This window comes from Streptococcus sp. 263_SSPC (assembly GCF_001071995.1).
In the GTDB taxonomy this organism is placed as follows: Bacteria; Bacillota; Bacilli; order Lactobacillales; family Aerococcaceae; genus Granulicatella.
The window spans coordinates 1-2,120 of the sequence record NZ_JVNU01000043.1; the positions used below are offsets into that span (position 1 = coordinate 1).

The 2,120-nt window shown below is 31.5% G+C and carries 2 protein-coding genes; both read left to right on the forward strand.

The genetic code is table 11. The features are described from left to right. On the forward strand, positions 1-110 hold a 110-nt coding region (locus ADH02_RS09755), incomplete at its 5' end, for an LPXTG cell wall anchor domain-containing protein (RefSeq protein ID WP_152903905.1). 913 nt (positions 111-1,023) lie between these two features. Continuing rightward, the coding region (locus ADH02_RS06645; protein WP_048783581.1) for a glycoside hydrolase family 16 protein at positions 1,024-2,120 on the forward strand (1,097 nt) is incomplete at its 3' end.

Genomic DNA, 2,120 nt, shown 5'->3' on the forward strand with positions numbered 1-2,120 from the left:
CTGGACCAGAGTTACCAAATACTGGTACTGCTAACTCATTCTTAGTAGTAATTGCTGGATTATTAGTAGTAGTTGGAACAGTGATTCTAGTTTCTCGTAAGAAAGCATAATTTGATTTATCTCTATAAAAATAAAGATAAATAAATTAACTAGAATAAGAAATATTCCCCTTTGCTGGATTCCCGGTAAAGGGGATTTTTATTCAGTTTTCAGTAGCTTAAATATAATAAAATCTCATATTTGTTAGAACTATCGATTAAACGATTAAATGGTTTATGGGAGTACAATGGATATAAAAACTACGAATTGTAAGATCGTAATATTGAAAAGTCGAAGAGTTAGAATTTTACATTTAAAATATGAAATAGGTGACAAGAAAAAGGAAGCAAGTCTTCTATGGATTATGAATTATCAAATAATGCCCGAAATTGGAATTGCTACTCTAAGATAAGATTAGAGATGTTATTTACAAGATTAAAAAAATATTTTGTGTATATAGGATTATTCTTTTTAAAAATAATAGTACTCTGAAATGTATTGCTAATAATAAAATACGGGTAATATGAGTTGGTCAAAAATAACTCCAAATCATATTACTAAAAAACGGCTGTTTAAAGGTTTGTAATATTATTGATGAATGAAAAAGGAACTCTAATTGTAATTTTTCTCATATCTTTAAATTTAAAGTACATAAATACAAATATTCAAAAAAGAAGTAAATGCCAATGTGAAATTTAATTTTATAAAATAACAATAATCTTAAAGAATACTTGGGATATTATTAACAGTTTTTCTTATCGTTTTAGAAATTTTTGGTTCCAATTTATTGAAAAAAATACTAATTGTGGTATACTAAAAAAGTGATATTCGCTAAAATATTAGATTAAAATTTATATGTATGTTACGTGATTTTATTTTGAATTATTCAAGATATATTATTGTTTTGATTGTATTTTCAATCTTGAAGAGGTAGCGCTGAAAAATAATTTAAATCTAGTGTAAAAAAAGAAAGAGGGGATAATATTGCGTATTTTGAGAAATAGAAATAAAGTAGTCACAGGAGTTAGTCTTTTAGGGACTCTTTTAATGGTTGGTAGTGGAATTTTTGTTCCAGCCAATACAGTATATGCCGAATCTAGCGTAAGTAATGAAGATCCTGCATATAATAAACCAGTTGGAGTGCCAGAAAATTTTAACATGGTATGGCATGATGAGTTTGATGGTAATAAGTTGGATGAAACAAAATGGGCATATGCGTATTCATCTTTCGATACTGCTGCAAGAACTCAAATGCATAATACAGATAATCCAGAGAACGTTTCAGTTTCCGATGGTGTTTTACATCTAACAGCACTTTACTCACCAACGCGTGAAAAATGGAATTCAGAAACAAAAAAAATGGAAACAGTTCCTAGAACGAATACTAGAAAAGATAAAAATGGGAACGTTGAGGTTTATCCTGCCCCATTTACATCTGGAGCCATTAATACTTTTGCTGATAAAAAGAAAATAAAAGCATCTTTTAAAGGGGACTTCTATACTGAAGCTCGTATTAAATTACCAATGAGTGAATCATCTTGGTCATCTTTTTGGTTAACGGGGACTAATGGTAAAGACTGGCCTGGCAATGGTGAAATCGATGTGTTCGAATCAAAAGGATATGATCCAAGTTTCTTACAAGCTAATACTCATACGCCTAAAACAGAGAATGCAACATCTAGTAAACAAACTCAACGTCGTATCGATAATAATGGAGATACACAATCTGATTTCCACACATACGGGGTATTAAAAACTGGGGATAAAATTACTTTCTATTACGATGGTAAGCCGGTTAAGGAGACTGTTTCAAATATTAAAGATCCAAACCCATTAATTGACCCTGAAAATGGAATGACATTACGTTTGAGTCATATGGTCGGAGGCTCATTCCTAAAAGATGGAACTCCTGGTGGTCGTGATTACAGTGATGCGACTAAATATATTGACAGCTATCGAGATGGTTCTCGTTCTGATATGCTTGTGGATTATGTTCGTGTTTGGCAGGCGGGACCAACAACAACAGAAGCTCCAACAACAACAACGGAAGCTCCAACAACAACAGAAGCTCCAACAACAAC